Origin of the sequence: Flavobacterium bizetiae (genome assembly GCF_902804475.1) — a bacterium.
In the GTDB taxonomy this organism is placed as follows: Bacteria; Bacteroidota; Bacteroidia; order Flavobacteriales; family Flavobacteriaceae; genus Flavobacterium; species Flavobacterium bizetiae.
Genome location: NZ_CADCSU010000133.1, coordinates 1 through 24387, shown reverse-complemented (window position 1 = coordinate 24387; position 24387 = coordinate 1). Strand labels below are relative to the sequence as shown.

Below are 24387 nucleotides of genomic sequence, written 5' to 3'. Positions count from 1 at the left end.
GCTATAAACATTTGAACTTCGCTATTCTTTTAAAAACTCAGTCGTTAATTCAAAAAACAGTTTAGGATTTTCGGCATGAAGCCAATGTCCTGCATTTGGAATTGTCTCGAACTTAACGTTTGGAAATTGCTGACGAATGGCATCAAAATCGGCATCCTGAATATATCCTGAATTTCCGCCGCGAATAAATAAGGTTGGTTTATCAAATACCAAATCACTATCTAAAGCTTTTCCAATAGCATCGAGATTATTATTAAAAGCTTCCAGATTAAATCTAAACGCCAATTGTCCTGGTTCCTGCCAATATAAATTCTTTAATAAAAACTGACGCGTTCCAAAATCAGGAACATATTCTGATAAAGTTGCTTCGACATCGTTTCGGCTTGGTTTTACAGAAAAATCAATTGCATTTAATCCTGCCAAAATATCCTGATGGTGTTGTTTGTAAAATCTGGGACCAATATCGGCCACAATTAGTTTATCTACAATTTCAGGATGTGTAGTTGCAAAAAGCATGGCTACTTTCCCTCCCATCGAATGTCCCAGAATATCTATTCTGGTTAATTGATTTGCCTGACAATATTCGAAAACATCTTGTACCATGGCTTCGTAACTCCATTCGTCTGAATGAAAACTACGCCCGTGATTTCGTAAATCTAAAATATGAACCTGAAATCCGGCTTCTACATATTGTCCTGCCAAAGTTTTCCAGTTATCAGACATGCCCAAAAATCCGTGCATGATAATAAATGGTTTTCCTTCGCCTTCTATTTTTGAGTATAACATTTATATTTTGGTTTTAAAAAACATAAAAACAAAGGTAAAACTTATCCCGCAAAGTGTAACCTAATAAATTTTATCAAATGTTTTTTAGTTCAATTTTATTAAAAAAATATTTACAGCGTTACGGTTTCCCGTAAAACAAAAACTAATATAAACATTATCTTGCGGCATTAAAAAATCAAAACTAAATTTTGATTTAATCATTTAATTTAAACCATGACCATGATTAAAAAATTTCTTTTATGCGCGGTAGTTCTTTCGCAATTTGCTATCTCTTGTTCTAGCGATGACAATACAGATCCTACAACAGACCCAAAAACAGAGGAGCCTACAAAAGACAAAACCCTTGCTGAACAAATTGCAGAACTTGTTAAAAAACCTTATTCGTCTTTAACCCCGGCACAACAAAAACAAAAGCTTGAGGTAGAAGCAAACGAAATGTTGGTTCAGCTTAACAAAACAAAAAGCTCAAGTGCAATTGAAGCAATTCAAAATCTTGGACATTTATTTAGCATCGATCAAGTTGATATTTTTGACGGAAAAAGTAGTAACGGTATTGAAGAAATTTTAAATATTTCTGGTGTTTATGGTATTTATACCTGGGATAATACTAAAAAAATCTGGGTTAAAACTGCTTCGAAAACTGAATTAAAATTTATTTTCCCTGCTAAAAAAAGCCAAACTACAAACAACGCTGTTTTATCAGCTAATAGTGTTTCATCAGATATTAAAGTAAAAAATACTGACACTTACGGCGAATGGAACTATGACAGTGAGAAACAAGAAATGATACATACTCCAACTGTATATGACTACTTCTTTTTACCTACTTCGACTGATGCAACATTAACAATTGATAACGTTCAGTCTGCTTCTCTTACTCAAACTGCTAAGTATTCTAACAGCAAACCAGCACCAGATGAGTTTGCTTACAAAATGAGCCTAAATGATGGTTACGTTTGGGAAATGAGTGGTAAAAAAGGTACAGCAACTACTTCGAAAGCGGTACTTACTTATAACGGAAAAATATTAGTTGACTTTAACGGAGGAAGCTCAGCAAACATTGATGCTTTACTAAATAACGAGGAACTTGCTCAATATAAAGGAAAAGCAAATGGTCTATTTACATTATTGGATAATTTTGTAATTATCGCAGATATGGATTTAGCTACTGAAGCAACTGACAGAGAAGCTTTATACAAAAGTTTAGTTCGCCCTGCTTATCCGGATTACGACAAAGCTAACAGTAATTACAAAGCATATTACACCACTATAAATGCAAACGAGAAAAAACAATCTGAAGGTATTGCAGCCGGCTTTAATAAAAACTTTAAGTTAATTTTAGTTTCTAAAAAAGATGGAACTAAAATAGCTGAACTTGTTCAACACTCAGATAAATCAGGTGAATATACTTTCGATTTACCTGTTTGGTATGCAAAAGGTGGTTACTGGACATGGGATGGTACTGGAGAATTATTTTCACGACCTTATCTTGACGAAGTATTGTACTTAAAATTCAATGATAATACCGAAGTAGCAGCAAGCGTTTATTTCTCAACTGGATTTAATGATTTGCTAACTAAGTATAAAGATTTTGCAGCATCTTTTAAAAAATAAATAGTTTTTAATAATTCTTTTAATGCCGATTTGAAACCATTCAAATCGGCATTATTTTTTAGGTGGTGTTCTAACAATTATAGTACTTTGCCCATATCCTGCCCAAATGCCTATTCCTCCTTTTATATTCGACTTAAGACTTGTATTCGAAGGATAAATTGGATTCTTATTATTTACAATTTCGTTTTGCCAGCCGTTCCAGAAATCTAAGGCGTCTTTGTTTTGGGTTCTTAATTTTACATGAATCAAATTGCCATCTGTAAAATATGGCGTGAATTTAGTTTTAGAAAAAAGCAAAAGCCCTCTGTTTATTTGCATTGAAATTGACGGAGTTGCAAAGTTTGTATCATCTAAATTCCCATAAAATGCAGGTGTAAAAATGGGTTCTTCTTTATCGATTTTTGTAGCAATCTGATAATAATTTTTCTGATTTACAGGATCATCAAATTTTACAAAAATATAACCTATAGTATCTGTAGCAGCCTTTTTTATATATTCAGCACTTTTTAACTCAACAGATGGCGGAATTGATGTTACTGCCTCAATAACTCTGTCTAAATATTCTATTTTTAATGAATATTGTTTTCCTGTTTCGCCTTTTAGAGTTGAACCAAAATAAACAAATGGCGGTATGCGATTTTTATCATTTGTCACTCTCAAAACCTCTGAAGTCTGACCATCAGAAATGGTGATTTTTGCAGATCTTATCACGTGATTTAAAACATTTGTAGAATCAATTGCATCGGCAACCGGAATACTGCTCGACAACAAAACGTGAGCATAATCGCCTTCTTCTATCCATCCTTCGACTACAATTTTAGACTCATTACTTTGTTCGCTAAAATCATCTTTAGAACAACTTACAGCAATTAAAACAAAGAGAAATAGTATGTATTTTTTCATGACTTTTAAAATTTAAATCTCCAGCTTATCGAAGGCAATATTCTGTATAAAACTTTTTTCTCCTGTTTTACAATCACGTTATTTTTATCTTCATTAACCTGAATATTCAAAAAAACATAAATTGGATTTTCGATATTAAAAGTATTATAAATCGAAAAATTCAAAGCGCTTTCTTTTTTATTTGTTTTCAGGAAAAAGTAATTAACGGAGAGATCTGTCCGGAGATAATTTGGCATTTTTGCATTATTATATTCTGAATATTCTTTGACAGGATTATTATTGATAAAATACCATGAAGTTGGCATCGTAAAACGATTTCCCGAACTAAATACCTGAGTAATACCAAAGTTCCACTTTGAATTCAAATCATACATCCCAACTACCGAAAGATTATGTCTTCTGTCGTATTTGGCAAAATAAGTGTTTCCGTTATTCAGTTCATCAAAATTTCGATCAGACCAACTTAGCGTATAGCTTAACCAACCTGTAAATTTACCGCTGTTTTTGCGCAACATCATCTCTAATCCGTATGCTTTTCCTTTTCCAACTAATAAATCATTTTTTAATGTTGTGATTTCGTTAAACTGAGTTATTCCGTAAGGATATTCCAGTAAATTATTCATCAATCGATAGAATCCTCCGAAAGAAGAAGAAATACTTTTTGAAATATTTTGATTTGCACCTATCGAAAACTCATCAGAAGATTGTGGTTTTATTCCGTCTGAACTTGCGATCCAAAAATCAGTAGGAATTCCAACGCTTGAAGTGGTTACTAAACTCAAATATTGATATTGCCTGTTGTAAGATCCGTAAAAAGAATATTTTTCGTTTGCGACATAATTTAATAAAACACGAGGCTGAAAATGCAAGTATGAGTCATTTGAACCTGACGTATAGTAATTAATTCTAAGTCCCAGTTCAGCATTTAACCGATCTGTTAATTTGGGTTTAACAGTTGTAAAAACAGCAACTTCATCAGCATTAATTATATTATTTTGAGAAGTATCATTATTGGTAAGATTTTCGACATTTACTTTTTGAGGTTGTAAATTATGATGTGCGTATTGTACTCCAGATTCGATAGGAATATTTTTTATCGAATAACGAAAGACATTATTAAAGCCAAAATCTTTTACGTACGAAGAAACTCCAAACTGTATTGTAGCTTGCTCCATATTTAGTTCATTAGAATATTTACTAAAATAAACCGCATTTGACATGCTTAATACTGGCGAAAAAGTAGTTACCAAAGTGGGAGCAACTGTAAAATTACTCCATTTTAAATTCGTTCGTAATGCAAGCTCACCATCTTTTATTTTCAATTCGTCTGCACTAATGAAAGCATCTACAGAAAGGAAATTCTTTTTAGAAATTTGCGAAACCAAAGTAACATTCCCATCAGAAAAACCATATTTCATATCCTGAGCATCATTGCTTTCTGAATCTGAACGTAATAATGGCCCAACGGTTTCATCTATATAAGTTTTTCGCCCTGAGATATAAAAACCCACTTTATCGCTTACAGGAACCGCTAAGGTAAGTTGCGACGCCAGGATTCCAACATTTCCCTGAATACCCAACTCAGATGGTATTTTTTTATTCGGGACTAAAAGCGTTGTAGAACTTAAACGTCCGCCATATTTTGAATTCGAACTCGATTTATCAAATTCGACTTCTTTAATATGATCTGTGTTATAGAAAGGAAAAACACCCAATAAATGCGACATTCCATAAATAGGAGTTCCGTCGTATAATATTGCATTATGCCCCGGATCCCCTCCTCTTACATATAAATATCCGTTTGCATCTCCTGAATTTTGTACGCCTGGTGTTAACTGCAAAAGTTTTACAATATCAGTAGTACCCAAAACTGTTGGTACAGAGGATAATTCTTTTAGATTGAAAGATAATTTACCTCCCGACAAATTCGTAATACCCTTTTTTTTATCATTGGCTATTACTACTTCTTTTAAAAGAGAAATATCCCTTTCTAACACTATTGAAATTAGAGTGTCTTTTATAAAATCAAAATGTAGAGATTTCTGCAGATAACCCAATTGAGTTACTGTTATTTTTAATTGTCCTAAAGAAATATTTTGCTGAAAATTACCCAAAGTATCAGATACTGCGTAATAGTGCTGTTTTTTTATTTCTAAAGAAATACTGGCACCCGGAAGGTTTTCGTTTTCAGAAGATTTTATGTTTCCTATTATAGTGGCTTTAGATTGCGCAAATACAGTAGAAAAGGAGAATAAGAAAAGGAGAATTATAGCTTTCAACACTTCATTTTAATAAGAAAAGTGCGAAAGTAATCAATTATAAATCAATTCTTAGCTGATGTAAATATTTTATTCTTTAGTGTAAACTTGTACCCGTAAAAAGTTTATCACGACCGGAAATGTTGCATGAGGGATAGTAGTGGAAATCCTTTCGTTTTTTTCTTTAAAAAACGAAAGATTGAAACGAATAGCCCGACCCGCTTTTTCTGCGGGTCATGCCCTACTCCTTTTTATATTATTTCAATTTATTCAAATACATATTCACCACATTATCTAAACCTAGATAAAGTGCCTCGGCAATTAAAGCGTGCCCGATAGAAACTTCTAATAAACCTGGAATATTTTGTTTGAAAAACTGAATATTATCTAAACTTAAATCGTGTCCGGCATTGATTCCTAAACCCAACTCGTTTGCTAATTCTGCAGCTTTAACATAAGGATCAATTCCGTTTTTATTTCCTAAATCGTATTGATGCGCAAAAGCTTCTGTATATAATTCGATACGATCTGTTCCTGTTTTCTTTGCTCCTTCGATGATTTCCAGAACCGGATCAACAAAAATCGAAGTTCTGATTCCGTTACGTTGAAATTCCTGAATTACTTCAGTTAAATATTCCTGATTTTTTATCGTGTCCCAACCTGCCGAAGATGTGATCGCGCCAATTGCATCGGGAACTAATGTTACCTGAGTGGGTTTGCATTCTAAAACCAAATCGATAAAATTATGCTGTGGATTTCCTTCGATATTATATTCGGTGTGAACGATTGCTTTTAAATCGCGTGCATCCTGATAACGAATATGACGCTCATCCGGACGTGGATGAATGGTAATTCCCTGTGCTCCGAATTTCTGAATATCGGCCGCAACTTTTAATAAATCAGGAACATTTCCTCCTCTGGCATTTCGAAGGGTTGCAATTTTATTGATATTTACACTTAACTTTGTCATATAAATAGATAATTAATTCTAGTAACACTATATTTGTTACGACAAAAATACAAAGTAAAACGTAGCAGTTTTTGCTATTTTTTGATTATTTTGCATGAAATATCCTTAACAGATTTATGACAGAAATTATAAACTATATCACCAATGATTTCAGAGCGATAGATAGTCAGGAAACGATAGCCTCGGTTCAGGACTTTTTTGCTGATTTGAATTTTTCACATTTTCCGGTTTTGGAAAACGGAATTTTCATTGGAAGTATCGCTGCTGATGATGTTGAAACTTTTGACACAGATAAAAAAGTTATTGATTACAAATATACTCTGGAACGTTTTTTTGCCCGAAAATCAATGCTGTGGCTTGATGTTTTAGAAGTTTTTGCAAAGAATCATACCAATGTGGTATCGGTTCTGGATGAAAATAATACCTACATTGGCTATTATGAAATGGAAGATATCATGAAATTTTTTCAGGAAACTCCATTTTTAAAAGAACAAGGCGGCATAATTATCGTTCAAAAAGGACTTCTAGACTATTCGATGGGTCAGGTTACGCAAATTGTAGAAAGCAATAATGGTAAAATCCTGGGTTGTTTTGTATCTGAAGCTGATCTTGAAAATGTTCAGATTACGATAAAAATTGGCGTAGGACCAATGAATGAAATTATTCAGACGTATCGAAGATATGGTTATGAAATTATTTCAGAACATCAGGAAGACGCTTATATCAATAGCCTGAAAGAACGCTCTGATTATTTAGACAAATACCTTAATATATAAATTAGAAAATTGGTCAATGAGAAAATTAGAAAATGATCTCAACTAATAAATTATCAAATTAACACATTTCCTCATTATCTAATTATAAAGAATGAAAGTAGCCATATACGGACAGTATTATCAAAACAGTACGGAACCCATTATCAAAGACATTTTTTTGTTTTTCAAAAACAATAATGTCGAAATGGTTATTGAAGAAAACTTTCTAAAAATGCTTCACGAAAAGCAACTAGTTAAAAAGGAGTATCAAACTTTTTCGTCGAGCACATCGCTGGATGATAGTTTTGACATGCTGATTAGTATTGGTGGTGACGGAACTATTTTAAGAGCTGCTACTTTAGTTCGTAATTCCGGCGTTCCTATATTAGGTATTAATGCAGGAAGATTAGGTTTTCTGGCCACGGTTCCTAAAGAGAGTATCGATAATTTTTTACAGTTTGTAATTGATAAAAACTATACTATTTCTGAAAGAACTTTACTCAGCTTGGCTTGCGACCCCAAAAACGATGCAATTGAAGAGAATCTGAATTTTGCCATGAATGAAGTAACCGTGAGCCGAAAAGATACTACATCGATGATTACGGTTGATACCTATTTAAATGATGAATACTTAAATTCATACTGGGCAGATGGATTAATCATTTCTACGCCTACCGGTTCTACCGGATATTCTTTAAGTTGTGGCGGCCCAATTTTAACGCCAAATGTCGAAAGCTTAGTAATTACACCAATTGCACCACATAATTTAAACGCCAGACCCCTTGTAATACCAAATAATACAGAGATTAAACTTCGTGTTTCCGGAAGAGAAGACCAATATCTGGTTTCGTTAGATTCAAGAATTGCTTCGGTAAAAAACGATTCGGTTCTAACGATTACCAAAACAGACTTTAAAATAAAAATGGTCGAAATTCCAGGCGAAACTTTCCTAAAAACACTTAGAAATAAGTTACTTTGGGGAGAAGATAAGAGAAATTAAGTTCTTTTGTGATTCACTACTATACGATAATACCACATTTTGCCGTTCTGCATGTATCGAATCATCATTAAATGTCTCAAAATCATATTGTAAATTTAAAAAAAAGCACATTTAACTAAAGGAACGTTGATTCGTATCGATAATTATTATATTTGCACGCAATTTTGAATTAAATGAAGAAAATTTTGAATTTATTGTTATGTTTTTCCCCCTTTATCACACTAAATGCTCAAATCAATGAGATTGGTGTTTTTCTTGGTGGAAGTAACTTTGTTGGTGACGTAGGAAGTACGACTTATATTGCTCCTGAAAAACTAGCTTTTGGAGTTTTGTATAAATGGAATAAAAGTCCGCGTCATGCGTATCGCTTTTCGTATACACAATCAACTGTAGCCGGAAATGATGTGGATTCAAAAGAAACAGGAAGAAACCTAAGAGGTTTTAGTTTCAAAAACGACATAAAAGAACTATCTGCCGGTCTAGAATTTAATTTTTTCGATTTTAACCTGCATGATTATCATACAAAAGTTACTCCTTATGTATATTCGGGATTAAGTTTTTTTCTTTATGATCAATTGTACCGTAACATAACAAATCCAAACGTGATGCAAAAGCAAAACGGAAGTTCGCTTGCTATACCTATTATATTAGGTATAAAATCGAATATAGCACCACACTGGGTTTTAGGTGCCGAAGTAGGAGCCCGTTACACTTTTACAGATAATATTGACGGAAGTAACCCGAATACTAATAGTCCAAACGTATTAAAATTTGGAAATTTAAATAATAATGACTGGTATGTCTTTTCAGGTATCACTTTAACTTATACCTTTGGACAAAAACCTTGCTATTGCGCATATTAATAAAATGAATTTACTAGACTCTATAGATCAAACAAACTTACCCAAGCATTTGGCCATAATTATGGACGGAAATGGCCGTTGGGCAAAACAACAAGGTTTTTTAAGAGCATTTGGTCATGAAAACGGAACAAAATCTGTAAAAAAAACAATTACGAATTGTGCCAAACTTGGCATTGAGTATTTAACGTTATATGCTTTTTCTACAGAAAACTGGAATCGTCCTAAATTAGAGGTCGAAGCATTAATGAAAATATTAATCAATTCATTAAAAAAAGAGCTTGTTACTTTGCAGGAAAACAACATCAAACTTAATGCAATTGGAAACCTTGATAAATTACCAAAATCAGCTCAAAAAGAGCTATTAGATGTAATGGACAAGACAAAAAATAATACCCGTCTTACTCTAACTCTGGCTTTAAGTTACGGATCAAGAGAAGAATTGGTAAATGCCGTAAGAATCATCAGTAATAAAGTTAAAAATAATATAATTTCAATAGACGCTATTGACGATTCAATTATAAATGAGCATCTTTACACGCAAAATTTACCTGACGTAGATTTATTAATAAGAACAAGTGGAGAACATAGAATAAGTAATTTTTTGCTGTGGCAAATCGCCTATGCAGAATTATATTTTACTAATGTCTTGTGGCCTGACTTTAAAGACCAAGATTTATATGAGGCTATTATTAGTTATCAAAAAAGAGAACGTAGATTTGGAAAAACCAGTGAACAAATTAAATAATTTTTTAGTGTTACAAAAAAGAATACAAATAGTCTTTACCCTACTTGTTTTGGGTAGTTTTTCACAAATAAAAGCACAAGAAAGAGTTCCTTTTGATCAAGGAAAAAAGTACATTCTTGCTAAAGTTTCTGTCGTTGGTAAAATAAGCTTCAATGAACAAACCGTTGTTACCTTTTCTGGCCTTCAAAAAGGACAAGAAATAGCCGTACCCGGTGAAGAAATTAGTGGCGCTATTAAAAAATTAGGTAAACTTGGGCTTTTTGATGAAATTGCCTTTTACGTCAATAAAATAGACAATGACAGTATTTATTTAGACCTTAATATTGTTGAGCTTCCTAAGCTAAACGAAGTAAAATTCGTTGGTATTAAGAGAAGTAAAGTCGAAGGATTAATTAAGGACAACAATTTGACCAAAAATAAAATTGTCAACGAAAACTTAATTACGACAACCAAAAACTATATAGAAAACAAGTACAAAAAAGACGGTTTCTATAATACTAAAGTTACTATTACAAATACTCTTGATACCGTTAACGGACATCACGTAAACATGCTCGTTCGGGTAGATAAAGGTGATAAAGTAAAAATTAGCAGTATCGATTTCATTGGTAACAAACAACTTACAAGCTCTCAGTTAAGAGGAGCTATGAAAGATACCAAGCAAAAAAATGTGCTTCGTATTTTAAAATCTTCAAAGTTTATTCCTGAAAAATACAAAACCGATTTAGAAAAAGTTGTTGCAACTTATAAAGAAAAAGGATATCGTGATGCCCGTATTATTTATGATTCTGTTACTTATAACAAGAAGAAAAATATGCTTGCCATCAAAATAAAGATGGAAGAAGGAAACAAATATTACTTTGGTAATATTAAATTTCTTGGAAACACCGTTTATCCGGATCAATTGTTAAGTCGTTATTTAGGAATTAAAAAAGGAGAAACCTATAACGGAGTTTTACTTGAAAAACGTATCGCTGACAAAACAAAACCTGATGCAGAAGACATTACAAACTTATACCAAAACAATGGTTATTTGTTCTCTAACATCAATGCTGTAGAGGTAAAAACTGTAAATGATACTATTGATTTCGAAATTAGAGTTACAGAAGGCCCTATTGCTTATTTTAATAAAATATCTGTAGTAGGAAATGATAAAACTAATGACCACGTTATCTACCGTGAACTTAGAACTAAGCCGGGAGAAAAGTACAGTAAAGAACAATTGGTTAGAACTATTCGTGAGATTGGACAATTAGGATTCTTTGATCCTGAAGCAATTGATCCAAAATTCAAAAATGTTGATGCAGGTGCAGGAACAGTTGATATCGAATACCATGTTGTAGAAAAAGGATCTAGCCAGGTCGAACTTCAGGGAGGTTACGGTGGTGGAGGTTTCATTGGAACTTTAGGATTATCGTTTAACAACTTCTCTGCGAGAAATATATTCAACAAAGAATCGTACAAACCATTACCAATGGGAGACGGACAAAAAGTATCTCTTCGTTTACAAGGAAGTACTTATTTCCAAACGTATAGTATCTCTTTCTCAGAGCCTTGGTTTGGAGGTAAAAAACCTGTACAATTTAGTTCATCTATCTCTTACAGTAAGCAATTCTTAAACAACTATGCTACAAGAAGTGTAGATAAAAGCAAAAGTTTCAACATCTTAACATTACAAGTAGGTCTAGCAAAACGTCTTACTGTGCCGGATGATTATTTTGTATTATCACAATCTGTGAGTTACCAACATTATGACTTAAATAATTACAATACAGGATTATTTACTTTTGGTAACGGAGCATCAAGAAACTTAGCATATACAATTGGACTATCAAGAAGTAATAAAGGGGTTAACCCAATATTCCCAACTTACGGTTCAGACTTTAGTATTTCGGCAAAAGTAACGCCTCCTTATTCGTTATTTAACGGAATTGATTACGGAAACTTACAAAATGAAAAAGAATACAAATCACAATATACAGGATCACCTACTTCAGGTGTAGACGGGCAACCTCTTAACACTGGTGATTACGTAAAAACAGAAACAGTAAACGGTCAGTCTGGAATTGTAAGTGTTGGATCTGATTACGCAAGTGCAGATACAGATCAGGGAAAAGTCGATCAAAAGAAATACAACTGGTTAGAGTACTATAAAATTAAATTTAAAGCAGACTGGTATACTAAACTGTATGGTAAATTAGTTCTTAGAACATTAACAGAGTTTGGATTCCTTGGTGCTTACGATCAAACAAGAGGTGTTGTACCATTTGAGCGTTTCTATTTAGGAGGAGACGGAATGCAGAGTTATTCAATGGATGGTAGAGAAACTATCGGATTAAGAGGTTATGAAAATAACTCATTAACTCCTGTAAATTCAAGAAATGAGCAAATTGGAGCAACTATTTATAACAAATTCTCTATGGAGTTACGTTATCCAATTACATTAAAATCATCTGCATCGATCTATGCGTTGGCCTTTTTAGAAGCTGGTTCATCATACCCAACTTTTAAAGATTATAACCCATTTGATCTTTATCGTTCTGCCGGTGTTGGATTACGTGTTTTCATGCCAGCATTTGGATTATTAGGTATTGACTGGGGTTATGGTTTCGATCCTCAACCAGGAGAAACTAAAGCACATGGTAAAGAAATTCACTTTATTATTGGACAACAGTTTTAGTAGAAATTTTAGTACATTTGTTTGAAATTTTCAAATAGACTAATATTATGAGAAAACAATTTTTATTTATATTTTCAGCTTTGATCGTAGCCTATGCAAGTCAGGCTCAAACGAGAACGACCAGAATTGGCTACATCGACATGGAATATATTCTAGAAAATGTTTCAGATTATAAAGAAGCTAAAGCTCAATTAGAGTTAAAAGCTCAAAAGTGGAAACAAGATATAGAAGCCAAAAAACTTGACATCAGTAAGCTTAAAGATGGCCTTAAAGCCGAAAGGGCTTTACTTACCAAAGAACTTATTGATGAAAGAGAAACGGAAATTAAGTTTCAGGAAGATGAAATGCTGACCTATCAGGAAAAACAATTTGGAGCTAACGGAAACTTGATTCATCAAAAAGCTGCATTGGCAAAACCTATACAAGACCAGGTTTTTACCGCAGTTCAGGATATAGCCGAAGCTAAGAATTATGATTTCGTATTTGATAAATCATCTGATTTGACAATGCTTTTTAGTAATAAAAAATTTGACATCAGTGATCAGGTAATTCGTGTTTTAAACCGAACTGATAAGCGTGAGCAACTGACTAAAAAACAATTAAAAGACCAGGAAGCCAAAGAAAGCATAGAAAATGCTATCGATGAAAATCCGGCAATGGCAGACAGACAAAAAGCATTAGATGAAAAGAGAGCTGCCAGAGAAAAACTAATTGAAGACAGACGCTTAGAACAAGAAGCTAAGAAAAAAGAATACGACGATAGACGAAAAGCAATTGCTGCAGAAAGAGAAGCTAAAAAAAATGGCACGGTTTCTGAACCTGCTAAAACAGAAGCAGCCAAAACTGACGCTACCAAAACAGAAGCAGCTAAAACTGATGCGACAGCAAAACCCGAAGCAACAGCCACACCTGCAGTAGACAAAGCGGCAGAAAGACAAAAGCTTTACGAGGAACGTAAAAAAGAATTAGAAGAGAGAAGAAAGAAAATTTTAGAAGAAAGAGAAGCGGCTAAAAAAGCAAAAGAAGCCGACGCACAAAAATCAAATACGACCAATAATTAATTAATATTTTTAAAAATGATGAAACAAATCAAAACTTTACTAATTGCTGCCATTTTAGTTTTAGGAGCAAGTAACACAATGAACGCACAAGCTAAGGTAGCTCATGTTGATGTTAGCGAGATTATGTCGAAAATGCCTGCAATGCTGGATGCACAAAACCAATTACAAAAATTAAGTGGTACATACGATGCAGAATACAAAAAAATGGTTGACGAATATCAAGTAAAAATCAAAAAGTATGAAACTGAATCTACAACTGTAACTGATGCTGTAAACACTGAGCGTTCTAAAGAAGTTCAGGACATGCAAAAAAGAATTGTTGATTACAGAGACAACGCTCAAAAAGAATTACAACAAAAAGAAACTGACATCGTTAAACCATTAATGGAAAAAGTTAGAACTTCTATCCAAAAAGTTGGAAAAGCTAAAGGTTTCCAATACGTATTAGATGGTTCTACTCTTTTATTAGCTGACGGTCCAAACTTGACTGCTGATGTAAAAAAAGATTTAGGATTCTAAAAAACAGATTTCTTAAAATAAAAAAAACTGCTTAAACCTGTAAAGATTTAAGCAGTTTTTTTTTACATTTAATTAAAACTAAAAAACCGAAATATTCGCACATTTCACGTAAATTGGAATACTTATTTATTTCAAAAAACACTAAATTTGTAACATGACGAATAACAATCCTATAGGCGTTTTTGATTCTGGTATTGGAGGAACTTCCATCTGGAGCGCCATTCACGACTTACTTCCAAACGAACAAACTATTTATTTAGCCGATAGTAAAAATGCTCCTTATGGTCAGAGAACAAAAGAAGAGATTGTAGCGCTGAGCAAAAAAAATGTTGATTTTTTACTTGACATGAATTGCAAGCTTATTGTCGTTGCCTGTAATACCGCAACAACAAATGCGATATTAGAACTTCGTGCAGATTATGATATCCCGTTTATAGGAATTGAACCGGCTATAAAGCCAGCCGCAAACAACTCAAAAACACAAGTAATTGGGATTTTAGCGACAAAAGGAACACTAAACAGTGAACTCTTCAATAAAACAGCAGAGATGTTCCAGAACACTAAAATAATCGAACAAGTAGGCTACGGACTTGTTCAGCTTATTGAAGATGGTAATTTGAATTCTCCTGAAATGACTCAATTATTAGAATCGTATTTACAACCTATGATCGATGCTAATATTGATTACCTTGTTTTGGGTTGTAGCCACTACCCTTACCTAATTCCTCAGATAAAAAAAATACTGCCGGAGCACATTCAGATTATTGATTCCGGAGAAGCTGTTGCAAGACAAACTCAAAATATTTTGCGCGATAAAGTTGGTTTTACAGACAATCAAAAAAGCGATCCTGTATTTTATGTCAATTCAAATCCTGAAGTTTTAAAATCAATTTTAGAATATAAATATCCTGTAATCGAAAAAGACTTTTAAGCCTAATCTATTTTTCGTTTAATAAACCATATACCGTCTAATGATAAATTAAGAGATATCTTATGATAGTTTTCTTTAATTAAATCATTTGAAATACTTCCTTTTTGTCCGTACGAATATGAAATATTCAGAGCCGAATATGTGTTTTCAAGCGGTAAAGAAAGTCCGATAGAAATGGCCGCATTGTTTACTCGTTTACCATCAACCTCAAGATAACCAGTATCGAAGTTTACACCCGTCGCGTATTGAATTCTATCCCAATATTTTCGAACATTTTTTTTAGATCTGTAAGTAAACCCAAGTGCAAATCGATCCTGATTCACAAAATTGCCATATAACTCAGACTGGTTACTATTACTCCATAAACTTTTTTCATAATCTAATGTCATGTTCAGATTATTTTTAAATCGTTTACTGATCCCAATACCCATTTCTAAAGGCATATAATAATCATCTGTATCTGATGCCACATTAGACTCTACTGTAGTAATAACATCATCTGCAATCGTCTCAACCGTTTGCACCTTTGAAGCTTTAATTTGAGTTGGGAGCTTAAAAGTCGTTGCAACAGTTAAAGTAGAATCAATTTTATATTGCGCCCCCAATGTACCGCGCCAACCGTTGTACGTGGTCTTTTTCTGGATACTGGTAACTGAACTCTCGATCAAAAAGCTTCTGTTATCACTTGTATTTCCAAACAATACAGCTGCCGATGCTCCTACAGATAATTTTTTCCCCAATCGATATCCGTACGAGAAATCAAAATTATTTAATCCGCCAGAACCTGCAGCGGTCAGATAGTAATAATCCTGACTATTTTCTATAGGTATTTTTAAGTTTGAAATTTTAAATGCAGCACTTGAATACGGTTTTAAAGCCACACTAAATCCTGAATTTTTAGTAACCGGAAAAGCAAATGCAATATGCGAAAACTGAAAATTATTACGGCTTTCGCTTTTAGAACTGTTTTGATAGGTTGTAGAAATTGCTTTTCCGCCAATATCAAACATAAAGTGATTTTGAGGCAAATAGCCTAACGATGCCGGATTCAGATTATTTATAAAAGTATCTGATGGTAAAGCAATTCCTGATGAACCAATAGCCGGAATTATACCAAAATCAGCATCATATACACTACCTACTCCGTATAATGAATATGGTGAACTTGAAATACTTTGCGAAAACGAAGTTAGCGACAATACCATGAAGCAACTTAGATATATTATTTTACTTTTCATTTAATAAGAGATGTAATAAATTTTAAGCTGGATTTTATTATTTAAATTTTTCTGATCTCCTAAAACAATTCGATCTACGGCTTTAGAAATAGAAGGCAATGTTAGTACAAGAGAAGATCTCGAGTCTGTATTTTTCAGCATTTCTTTCTGTAAAAAAGTACCAATAGGAATTGTGTATCCAATGTTTTCATTAAACTCATCACTTTTTTTATTAAGAATACCATAAACTGTTTTACCCGCAGAATTTAGTAACGAACCGCTTAATCTATTTAAATTATCACCTATGTAAATCTTTAAAGAATCGGCCAATGGGTATTTTTCAGAATAAGTATTACTAACTGGCCTGAGGAGAATTTTAGCATCTACAATTGCTCCGTTGGTAGCTATTTTTTTAAGCTGTTTGATATTCGGAAAATCGATTCTACACGCTACACCTGAACCCGACTGTATAAATCCCTGCCTGTTTGTTAAGGCACTTGAGAGCTTACTGCTGGAATTAGGTAAATTTTCAAGTAAAGTTCCCGTTTTATCAGATGAAATGGCGTTGAATTGTTTAGAGGCGTCTGTAATAGTAAAATCTAATATAAACGGGACTTCTTCTGTGTCTGCCTGATATTTTGAGTAATAGAGCCTGACCTTGCTTGTTTCTATATGAAAACCTATGACGCTGGCAGAATTTGAAGTTACCGGCACAAGAACAAGACCTTTTAGATATTCATTAAAACTATCAAAATCTGTAATTTCCCTTTTCTTTAGTTTCTGAAAAAGTGCAGCTCCAAAAGCATCACTCATTTTAATGTTGATAGAGTCTTTTTCAATTGGCCTGGGTTTATACGATATTGTTCCTAAACTTTCATCACTATAAGTTAAAGCCGAATTATTATAGAAGCTTTTATCATCTGTATTCGGTTTTACTTTTTGAGTGAGTCGATGAATATTAAAAGTTTGCACTTTAGTAGTATCACCATAATAATGGTTATCATATTTTAGAATCATCGAAATAGAATCAAAAACATAATTGGTCGTTTCGGTATCAGAACCGCTACTATTTAATACATATGAAGTTCCTGCCAATTGAAAATAACTGTTCGATTTTACTTTCCCAAAGATTGGATCTTCATAATTGCCAATCAAAATACGGTTTTGACTTGAAGTAATAAGCGAGTCGAAATTTATCGTAGACATTTCAACTGTAACGGTATCAATTAAAATCACTTTATTACCCACAGCGAGATAATCTGATCCTACAACAAAGTCACCCGCATCAGAATCAGTTCCGCATGATAGTGCGGTAACCGCCAAAAACAACATCAATATAAACTTGTGCATATTCAATTTTTTGAACAAATATAAATTGCACTCTCCTGCACCACACTATAACATATACAGCCACGTGTTTTTAGACTATAAAAAGCAAAAAAACATCTACAATGCATCAATACCATCAAATACTTCATTCAGCCTTAAAAAGGGCCATTTAGTCTATCAAAAAGTACCGTACATATATCTTCTTTTTTTTAAAACCACTAGCCACCTACTTTTGAACCAATAAATAAGTAATGAAAACAAGGTTTTTAATTTGTTCGTTTTTTTTGATTTCAATTTTCAACATGAAAGCTCAGGAGAACTTTTCAGTAAGTGCGAATGTAAAAACAGAACCTACTGATAAAATTAAATTTAACGAAACCAATATTGGAATATCGTTTAACAAAAACATAGGTGCAAAGAATAAAATAACAAACACATTAGAATATTCGAATTTGAAAGTGAATTATGAATTAGGCAGTAATACTGCGTACGAGCAATTGGATCAATTCAATCAGATCAAAAACAGGTTTGGATTTTCTCATGAAATCTCCAATACAACAAAGCTGAATTTTTCGATTACTCCAATGGTAAATTTTCAAAGCAATTTAAATACTGATGATTTCTCGCTTTTAGGAAGTTTTGAAGTTCAGCAGCAATTGAGTTCGAAGACATTTATTAGTATCGGAGTTGCCCGGACAACCATTTTTGGCACACCGAAATTCATGCCCACATTAGGATTCAATTATCAAATAAACGATCAAAGTTCTTTACTAATTGGGTTTCCGGATTCAAAGATTTCATACTCTAATAATATTCGAAATAAGTTCAGTCTCAACAACAATTTCAATGGTAATTTTTATCGTTTAGATCAGCAAAACACTCTAAACAATAATGCATCGAAAGTAAGCTTATCGCAAATGACAACAGCATTAGAATACGAAAGAAATGTAGATAAAAACTGGCTTTTTAATTTTAAAGCCGGATATGATTTTAATAAAAAATACAACCTGCAGGATAATGACAATCATAATGTTTATGATTTTAATACCGGTAATGGTTACGTTTTAGGAGTTGGCATCAAATACAAACAATAAATAAATTTAATACACTATGAATAATTTGAAAAAAGGAATATTATTCGCGGCATTGTTTTCGAGCCTCTTTTTTATAGGCTGCAGCAACGACAATGACGACGATGATTTGATAGGAAACTGGATTAAAAAATCGGCATTTGATGGTCCTGCAAGATCTAGTGCAACCAGTTTTGTTATTGGAGATTTTGCTTATGTAGCAACAGGTTATACCGGCGACGTTTATTTGAAAGATTTATGGGCGTACAATTCTACCGGAGATTATTGGGAACAAAAAGCAGATTTTACAGGAATTGGAAGAAGTTCTGCTTCTAGTTTTACACTTAGCGATAAAGGATATGTTGGCTTGGGTTACGACGGAACCAATAAATTAAAAGACTTTTATCAATACGATCCTACAAGTAATAGCTGGAGCCAAAAAGCTGATTTTGCAGGAACGGGACGTTATGCAGCCGTAGGTTTTCAAGCCGGAGGAAAAGCTTATTTTGGAACGGGGTATGATGGAAATTACCTTAAAGATTTTTATCAGTACAATGACCAAACCAATACATGGACTCTTGTAAATGGATTTAGCGGAAACAAACGTCGTAATGCTACTGCTTTTGTAATTGCAAACAAAGTATATTTTGGAACCGGAATTAACAACGGGGTTTATCAGGAAGATTTCTGGGAATTTGATCCTGCTACGGAGGTATGGACCAGAAAGCGTGACATCGATAAAGATACAGACGATGATTATACGTATAATGATGAATATGCTATTGTTCGTTCTAACGCGTCTAGTTTCTCTATGAACGGATTAGGATATATCGTGGGTGGAGAAAATGTAAAAACAACCTGGGAATACAATCCGGCAACAGATTTATGGGTAGAAAGAACCCCTATGGAAGGTGCCAGCAGAACAGACGCAGTTGGTTTTGCCATTAATAATCGTGGTTTCTATATGCTTGGAAGAGTAGGTTCTACCTATTTTGATGATGCATGGGAGTTTAAACCTTTAGACAAACAAAGTGACGACGACAATTAATCATAAAAAACAATTCTTCTGGAGTAAAATCCGGAAGAATGTAATGTTGCTTTTACCGGTTTTACTATTTACTGCTTGTGTAAAAAATGAAAATTTTAAAACGGAATCCTTTAGAACTACGTCAGGTTGGGGTTATTCCATTGCTTTTAAAAATAAAATTATAATCAGGCAGTCTGTGATTCCGGTAATAAGCGACACTAAAAGTTTTACTACTGAAAGTGACGCCTTAAAGGTCGCGCATTTAGTAGTAGACAAACTCAATCAGAACATATCACCAACTGTAACCAAAAATGATTTAATTTTATTAAAAATTAAATTATAAATGACAATCGATACTATCAGAAATACGAGTTCAAATAAAATTTTATTTCATTGCATCATATGGGTTTTCTTCATACTGACTTCATTAATTCAGTTTTACGAAAGTCCGTTCAGGATCAACAATGATTTTTATGTACAATGGGCTACAGGAATTATCCTGTTCTATCTCAATTACTTTTATTTGGTTCCCGTATTACTTTTAGAAAAAAAATACTGGCTGTATTTTGTATTTGTATTTGCTCTTATTTTATTGTTTATGATTATAAGGATTAATTATTTTATTCCTGACTTTTCGCAGGTAAGACAATTAAAGCCAAGCAATATGATGCACAACATACCGCCTGAAGATTTTAAATTAATGTATAAAGGACGAAGAGTTAGAGCTGCGGTGTTAGCAACAAGACAGCCTTTATTTTTCAAAATTGGGCCTTCATTTTTTTATATCTTAATTATTACCATAAGCGCTATTATCAGAACGCTTACAGAATTTTATAATAACCAACAAAACAAATTAATTGCCGAGACACACAGAACGAATACTGAATTGATTTATTTGCGTAAACAAACCAATCCGCATTTCTTATTCAATTCCTTAAATAGTATCTATTCTCTGGCACACAAAAAATCTGATTTGGTCCCTGATGCCATCGTAACGTTATCAGAATTAATGCGCTATATGCTCTACGAAACAGATAATAAAACGGTGGCTTTAGAAAAAGAAGTGAACTATATCCAGAATTATATAGAATTACAAAAACTAAGGCTCAACAATATCGAAGACATTGTGATCAATGTTCATGGTGATACCAGAAATAAGTTTATCGAACCTTTATTGCTCATTTCGTTTGTTGAAAATGCGTTTAAATACGGGACTGATTACAAAGGTGCCGCGCATGTAAAAATCAAGATTTTTATTCTTGAAAACAGCCTTGATTTCTGGATAGAAAACACAATTGAAAACTATGTTAAAGATCCTGAAAACTCAGGAATTGGATTGGTAAATATTCAAAACCGACTGGATTTGCTTTATCCAAACGCACACGAATTGAACATCACACAAGACAATCACTATTATCGTGTGCATTTGAATTTAAAATTAGATAAAATTCAAACGGCCATAAATTAAACACAAAAGAAGTATGGACAGAAAAAAATTTATCCGAAACAGTATTTTAGGAATTGCTTCTCTGGCCACGGCTTCTAAATTATTAGAATCATGTTCTAAAAGTGATCATGATGATGCTGACACGAACGCATCCGGAGATGGAAGCTGCTCTGTTTCGCCATCAGAAACCAAAGGTCCGTTTCCTATTAAAACACCAAGCCAGTTAGTTTTAGAAAACATAAAATCTGACCGCGTTGGAATTGCTTTGCTAATTAATTTAGTCATCGAAAATAAAAACAATAATTGCGCGCCATTAGCGGGTGTTTTGGTTGATGTCTGGCATTGCGATAAAGATGGAAATTATTCAGAATATGGCGGAACCTCAATGCAACAAACTAATTATACCTCAGTTCATTTTCTAAGAGGCAGACAAACCTCAAATTCAAAAGGAGAAGTATCGTTTATTTCGATTTTTCCGGGTTGGTATCAGGGCAGAGCACCGCATGTACATGTCGAAGTTTTAAGCAATAGCGGCGCATCATTACTGGTAACCCAAATTGCTTTTCCTGAAAATGTTTCGAGTACCGTGTATTCGAGTACCAATTATGCCGCTCATGGTCAGGCCGACACTTCGAACACAAAAGACAACGTATTTTCGGACAGTTTAGCTGATGAATTAGCAACACTAACAGGCAATCTTACAGACGGTTACACACTAAGAAAAACAATTACCGTAAACGGATAATTTAAGCTCAATCAGTATTTTATGATAATTTTAGAACTTATTTTACTGGTTTAAAACTACTTTTGACTGCCAAAGATTTTTTAAATTTAAACTTCAACAAATGAAATGTGTAATTATAGACGACGAACCTTTAGCGGTAGAACTATTAGAAGATTTTGTTCGAAAGGTAGATTCGCTAGAACTCATTAGTACTTTTAATAATGCTATCGATGCCGTTTCATTTATCAATCAAAACAATGTTGATTTGATTTTTCTCGACATTCAGATGCCGCACTTTTCAGGAATTGATTTTTTAAATACAATCGAAAAAAAGCCTTTGGTTATTTTTACCACTGCTTTTTCTGATTATGCCGTAGAAGGTTTTAATCTGGGCGCTGTAGACTATTTGGTAAAACCAATTCCGTTTCATCGTTTTTTAAAATCGGTTGTACGTGCACAACAGGTTTTAAATCCTTCAACAGCCATTCAGGCAATTTCTGAAAACACCACTGCTCCTGAATTAGAACAGGATTTTATGTTTGTAAGAGCAGAATACGAAAACGTAAAAATGAATTTTTCAGATATTTTATTTATCGAAGGTTTAAAAGATTATGTCAAAATTTACACCACAGATAATAAATTCACGCTGACTTTAATCAGTTTAATAAAGCTGGAAAACTTGCTTTCAAGTAAAGGCTTCTCGCGAATTCACAGATCTTATATCATCAATATAAAACATGTAAAATCGATTCAGAAAAATAAAGTTTTAATTAGTGATAAACGAATCCCTATTAGCGAAAGCTATAAAAATGCTTTTTTCGAACGAATCAACTTATGATATTTAAATTTCAAATAATAAAAAATTCCAAATTCCAAAATGCCTGAAGCGCTATTAGAATTTGGAATTTTTATTTTGGATTTTTATTCTTACTGTTCGTTTTTAAACCAACCTGAATACATTACATAATTGTTCGAAATACGTTCGATCTCGCCTGCAAAGTCTGACTGGTCAATATCTTTCACTTTTTTTGCCGGAACACCAGCATAGATAGTTCCTGAAGGTACAATTGTATTTTGGGTAATAACAGCTCCCGCAGCAATAATTGAGTTGCTTTCTACAACACAATTATCCATTACGATGGCACCCATACCAATCAAAACATTGTCATGAATCGTACATCCGTGCACGATCGCATTGTGGCCAATCGAAACATTGTTTCCTATAATAGTAGGATGTTTTTGGTAGGTACAATGTATAATGGCTCCATCCTGAATGTTTACCTTATTCCCAATCGAAATAAAATTTACATCACCACGAATTACAGCATTAAACCAAACGCTGCAAGAATCACCAAAAACAACATCACCAACAATTGTCGCATTTTCAGCAACATAACAATCTTCCGGGATAGATGGTGTTTTTCCGTTTACAGTTTTAATAAGCATGATAAAAATTTAATTAATGGCCGGACAATTACAATCGTAACGTTCCTTTTTACAAAATAAATTAATTCCCAAAGTAATTTGATGGTATCCGCCAGTGTCAAATTTCACATCGCCGGTAACCTGAGAATATGTATAAGCAAACATAAAGTTTTTATAGTTTACACCCACTATAGGCGTAATGTATTGTAGTTTTTGAGATCCTATTCCGTTATTTGATTTACTATATTGTACGCCATCAAAACTTCTTCTGTACGATAACGCAGCCCACAAGCTACCAAAATCCATATTTTTATAAGCTTTCATGTTCAGGTCAATAGATTTTTCTTTTGTTTTATCAAATAACTGAAATAAAAACGATGGCTCCCAGGTAATATTATTGCTTTTACCAAAAACATATCCGGCACTCAGCAAAAACTTTCTAACATTATCGCTTTCGTAATCTGCATATAATTCCCTTCTGGTTTCAAGCAATCCCTGAACGGTTGCATGGGCATAAAAATCAAGATAATTATAGGAAGCTCCAACATCAACATTAAAATAAGAATCCTTTTGAATCTGACCAAAAACAATTGGGTCAAAAGTTCCTCCAAATTTAGTTTCATCCAGCTGGCTCTGAATTATTCCTCCGCTAATACCAAATGAAAGCTGATTAAGATCGATTTCATCTCTGGAGAACATAATATGGTGCGCATAAGTAAGCTTTACTCCTTTTTGCGAATGGTAACCATTTTCATCATTAAAAATAATAATTCCGGCTCCTGATCGTTCGCCTACTCTACCATTAAAAGTTAAGGTTTGAAGTTGCGGTGCATCTTCCTGACCAAACCATTGTTTTCTGGCTGTTAATCTTATTTTAGCACAATTGGCAGCACCTGCCATTGAGGGGTGAATCAAGTAATAATTATCTGATAAATAATCTGAATAAACTGGTATTCCTTCTTGAGAATAGGAATAAGATGTTAAGATTAAAAAAATAAATAAAACCCTGATTCTAAATTTCATAAAGGCAAATTTGTTGGTATAAATTTTAGACTCTCATAAT

23 protein-coding genes are annotated in these 24387 nt (G+C 33.3%); 15 read left to right on the top strand and 8 right to left on the bottom strand.

Annotated elements, in window-relative coordinates:
- Positions 1-21: 21 nt before the first annotated feature.
- Positions 22-786 (bottom strand): alpha/beta fold hydrolase, encoded by a 765-nt coding sequence (locus FLACOL7796_RS18575; RefSeq protein ID WP_173972218.1) that lies wholly within the window; start codon positions 784-786, stop codon positions 22-24.
- Positions 787-1005: 219 nt separating this feature from the next.
- On the opposite strand from FLACOL7796_RS18575, the gene FLACOL7796_RS18570 reads away from it, so the two are divergent.
- Positions 1006-2400 (top strand): hypothetical protein, encoded by a 1395-nt coding sequence (locus tag FLACOL7796_RS18570; protein ID WP_173972217.1) that lies wholly within the window; start codon positions 1006-1008, stop codon positions 2398-2400.
- Between the two features lie 51 nt (positions 2401-2451).
- On the opposite strand, the gene FLACOL7796_RS18565 is transcribed toward FLACOL7796_RS18570, so the two are convergent.
- The 3 genes from FLACOL7796_RS18565 to FLACOL7796_RS18555 form a co-directional block, all read right to left on the bottom strand.
- Positions 2452-3303 (bottom strand): DUF4249 domain-containing protein, encoded by an 852-nt coding sequence (locus tag FLACOL7796_RS18565; protein WP_173972216.1) that lies wholly within the window; start codon positions 3301-3303, stop codon positions 2452-2454.
- A gap of 5 nt (positions 3304-3308) precedes the next feature.
- Positions 3309-5585 carry a TonB-dependent receptor gene (locus FLACOL7796_RS18560; RefSeq protein ID WP_173972215.1) on the bottom strand — a complete coding sequence of 759 codons (2277 nt, stop codon included), beginning with the start codon at positions 5583-5585 and terminating at the stop codon, positions 3309-3311.
- A 232-nt stretch (positions 5586-5817) separates the two neighbouring features.
- Complete coding sequence (locus tag FLACOL7796_RS18555; protein ID WP_173972214.1) at positions 5818-6531, bottom strand: pyridoxine 5'-phosphate synthase; 714 nt, start codon at positions 6529-6531, stop codon at positions 5818-5820.
- A 116-nt stretch (positions 6532-6647) separates the two neighbouring features.
- Between FLACOL7796_RS18555 and FLACOL7796_RS18550 the strand changes: the two genes are divergently transcribed.
- From FLACOL7796_RS18550 to murI, 8 genes are all read left to right on the top strand, one after another.
- On the top strand, positions 6648-7307 hold the full coding sequence (locus tag FLACOL7796_RS18550; RefSeq protein ID WP_173972213.1) for a CBS domain-containing protein: 660 nt from the start codon (positions 6648-6650) through the stop codon (positions 7305-7307).
- A gap of 91 nt (positions 7308-7398) precedes the next feature.
- On the top strand, positions 7399-8286 hold the full coding sequence (locus FLACOL7796_RS18545; RefSeq protein ID WP_173972212.1) for an NAD kinase: 888 nt from the start codon (positions 7399-7401) through the stop codon (positions 8284-8286).
- Between the two features lie 173 nt (positions 8287-8459).
- Complete coding sequence (porG, locus tag FLACOL7796_RS18540) at positions 8460-9149, top strand: type IX secretion system protein PorG (RefSeq protein ID WP_173972211.1); 690 nt, start codon at positions 8460-8462, stop codon at positions 9147-9149.
- Positions 9150-9153: 4 nt separating this feature from the next.
- Positions 9154-9894: an isoprenyl transferase gene (locus FLACOL7796_RS18535; RefSeq protein WP_173972226.1), complete on the top strand. Its 741-nt coding sequence runs from the start codon at positions 9154-9156 to the stop codon at positions 9892-9894.
- Complete coding sequence (locus FLACOL7796_RS18530) at positions 9827-12574, top strand: BamA/OMP85 family outer membrane protein (RefSeq protein ID WP_173972210.1); 2748 nt, start codon at positions 9827-9829, stop codon at positions 12572-12574. The genes FLACOL7796_RS18535 and FLACOL7796_RS18530 overlap by 68 nt, the downstream gene beginning before the upstream one ends.
- 47 nt (positions 12575-12621) lie before the next feature.
- Positions 12622-13635, top strand: a complete 1014-nt coding sequence (locus tag FLACOL7796_RS18525) for an OmpH family outer membrane protein (protein WP_173972209.1) — start codon at positions 12622-12624, stop codon at positions 13633-13635.
- 15 nt (positions 13636-13650) lie between these two features.
- On the top strand, positions 13651-14154 hold the full coding sequence (locus tag FLACOL7796_RS18520) for an OmpH family outer membrane protein (RefSeq protein ID WP_173972208.1): 504 nt from the start codon (positions 13651-13653) through the stop codon (positions 14152-14154).
- 154 nt (positions 14155-14308) lie between these two features.
- A complete protein-coding gene (gene murI / locus FLACOL7796_RS18515) occupies positions 14309-15085 on the top strand; it encodes a glutamate racemase (RefSeq protein WP_173972207.1) in 777 nt (258 codons plus the stop codon).
- Between the two features lie 2 nt (positions 15086-15087).
- Here murI and FLACOL7796_RS18510 read toward each other — a convergent pair whose 3' ends face one another.
- Together FLACOL7796_RS18510 and FLACOL7796_RS18505 are read right to left on the bottom strand one after the other, a co-directional pair.
- Entirely contained in the window at positions 15088-16323 is a 1236-nt protein-coding gene (locus tag FLACOL7796_RS18510; protein ID WP_173972206.1) for a PorV/PorQ family protein, read from the bottom strand.
- Positions 16324-17652 carry a DUF4270 family protein gene (locus FLACOL7796_RS18505; protein WP_232067406.1) on the bottom strand — a complete coding sequence of 443 codons (1329 nt, stop codon included), beginning with the start codon at positions 17650-17652 and terminating at the stop codon, positions 16324-16326. It abuts the gene before it with no gap.
- A gap of 230 nt (positions 17653-17882) precedes the next feature.
- Between FLACOL7796_RS18505 and FLACOL7796_RS18500 the strand changes: the two genes are divergently transcribed.
- The 6 genes from FLACOL7796_RS18500 (at position 17883) to FLACOL7796_RS18475 (ending at position 22737) form a co-directional block, all read left to right on the top strand.
- On the top strand, positions 17883-18725 hold the full coding sequence (locus FLACOL7796_RS18500; protein WP_173972205.1) for a DUF6268 family outer membrane beta-barrel protein: 843 nt from the start codon (positions 17883-17885) through the stop codon (positions 18723-18725).
- A gap of 16 nt (positions 18726-18741) precedes the next feature.
- Positions 18742-19749: a Kelch repeat-containing protein gene (locus FLACOL7796_RS18495; protein ID WP_173972204.1), complete on the top strand. Its 1008-nt coding sequence runs from the start codon at positions 18742-18744 to the stop codon at positions 19747-19749.
- Positions 19733-20071 carry a DUF4907 domain-containing protein gene (locus FLACOL7796_RS18490; RefSeq protein WP_232067405.1) on the top strand — a complete coding sequence of 113 codons (339 nt, stop codon included), beginning with the start codon at positions 19733-19735 and terminating at the stop codon, positions 20069-20071. The genes FLACOL7796_RS18495 and FLACOL7796_RS18490 overlap by 17 nt, the downstream gene beginning before the upstream one ends.
- Positions 20072-21196: a sensor histidine kinase gene (locus FLACOL7796_RS18485; protein ID WP_173972203.1), complete on the top strand. Its 1125-nt coding sequence runs from the start codon at positions 20072-20074 to the stop codon at positions 21194-21196.
- A gap of 13 nt (positions 21197-21209) precedes the next feature.
- The gene (locus tag FLACOL7796_RS18480) at positions 21210-21920 is read left to right on the top strand and encodes a dioxygenase family protein (RefSeq protein ID WP_173972202.1); all 711 of its coding nucleotides are present in this window, start codon (positions 21210-21212) and stop codon (positions 21918-21920) included.
- 100 nt (positions 21921-22020) lie between these two features.
- Positions 22021-22737 carry a LytR/AlgR family response regulator transcription factor gene (locus FLACOL7796_RS18475; RefSeq protein WP_173972201.1) on the top strand — a complete coding sequence of 239 codons (717 nt, stop codon included), beginning with the start codon at positions 22021-22023 and terminating at the stop codon, positions 22735-22737.
- Between the two features lie 89 nt (positions 22738-22826).
- Here FLACOL7796_RS18475 and FLACOL7796_RS18470 read toward each other — a convergent pair whose 3' ends face one another.
- Both FLACOL7796_RS18470 and FLACOL7796_RS18465 read right to left on the bottom strand, forming a co-directional pair.
- Complete coding sequence (locus tag FLACOL7796_RS18470) at positions 22827-23345, bottom strand: gamma carbonic anhydrase family protein (protein ID WP_173972200.1); 519 nt, start codon at positions 23343-23345, stop codon at positions 22827-22829.
- A gap of 9 nt (positions 23346-23354) precedes the next feature.
- A complete protein-coding gene (locus FLACOL7796_RS18465; protein ID WP_173972199.1) occupies positions 23355-24347 on the bottom strand; it encodes a PorP/SprF family type IX secretion system membrane protein in 993 nt (330 codons plus the stop codon).
- Positions 24348-24387: the final 40 nt, after the last annotated feature.